Genomic DNA, 1,330 nt, shown 5'->3' with positions numbered 1-1,330 from the left:
ATCCGCAGTGTAAACCAGCGTTACCTAGAAACCTATTTCCGCATGCCAGAACAATTCCGAGCTTTGGAACCAGTTCTACGCGAGCGTTTTCGTAAACGCCTAGCGCGAGGAAAAGTGGAATGTAGCCTTCGTTTCGAAGCGAACCCTGCAGCAAAAGCCGAGCTTAGCATCAACGAAGCGTTGGCAACCCAAGTGATTAAAGCTGCTGAACAAGTTATGCACATGACTGGTGAGCTTAGCCGCATCAATCCATTTCAAGTCATGCAATGGCCTGGTGTGATGGAAACTCCAGAGCAAAACATGGATGAGGTCAACAAAGAACTGCTTGCTGCATTTGATGAAGCAATTAGTGAATTTATTGAAGCGCGTGGTCGTGAAGGCGACAACATGAAAGCGCTGATCGAACAACGCCTAGACGCAATTACCGCAGAAGTGGTGAAAGTTCGTGCTCGCATGCCTGAAATCCTAGAATGGCAACGTGAACGTCTATTCTCAAAATTTGAAGATGCGAAAATTGAACTGGATGCTTCTCGTGTAGAACAAGAGCTTATCTTGCTAGCGCAAAAGTCAGACGTTGCAGAAGAGCTAGATCGTCTGGATTCTCACGTGAAAGAAACGACCAACATCCTGAAAAAAGGTGGCGCAATCGGTCGTCGTCTGGATTTCATGATGCAAGAATTCAACCGTGAGTCAAACACGCTCGCTTCTAAATCGATCAGCACCGACATCACTGCGTCGGGCGTTGAACTGAAAGTTCTGATCGAGCAAATGCGCGAACAGATCCAAAACATCGAATAATCTAAAAACATTTAGATTACATATTGAAAGCCCCGCTTAGTGCGGGGCTTTGTTTTATTCGTCTTTTTCCAAGGTTCGGTTGTCAACATACGGCCAATAGTGGTGTCCAACGCGAATCACCAAGGTCGCTGCCGCCAAGATAAACGCCGCAATAGAAAGCCAAACCACCAAAGTGGCATCCAACTCTTTCATACCTAAGGTGATGTAGCGAGCAATGGCCATCATCGCGATATAGATAGGATAGCGAACGGGGATCTTACCGTTCATCACAAACTGCTGCACCATCGCTAAAACCTCAAGATAGATGAACATCAATAAGATGTCCGTCAACAGCACTCGCTTCTCAACAAAGACGTGAATGAACTCTTGAGCCATGGCATAAATAGTTGCCAAGGTAATAGCGACCAACAGAACCGCTTCTAAGATGTGGAACATCTTTAAAAATGGGCGACTGAACGATTTAGGTAAATTTGATGGCATAGCCAATTATCCAAGCAAAACCAAAGAGATAAGCTTTGAGTTTAGCATGCAA

At 45.4% G+C, this 1,330-nt stretch carries 2 protein-coding genes; one reads left to right on the top strand and one right to left on the bottom strand.

Annotated features, from left to right (window positions below; all coding sequences use genetic code 11):
- Nucleotides 1–798: YicC/YloC family endoribonuclease (locus R8N47_RS23430; RefSeq protein ID WP_318185882.1), on the top strand; the 798-nt coding region annotated here is incomplete at its 5' end.
- Between the two features lie 54 nt (nt 799–852).
- Here the strand turns inward: R8N47_RS23430 and R8N47_RS23425 are convergent.
- A complete protein-coding gene (locus R8N47_RS23425; protein ID WP_005458957.1) occupies nt 853–1,278 on the bottom strand; it encodes a phosphate-starvation-inducible protein PsiE in 426 nt (141 codons plus the stop codon).
- Nucleotides 1,279–1,330 lie beyond the last annotated feature (52 nt).

It is taken from the genome of Vibrio sp. 2132-1, assembly GCF_033344315.1.
The sequence above is the reverse complement of the archived record's forward strand: the minus strand, read 5'-3'. Positions and strand labels throughout refer to the sequence as shown.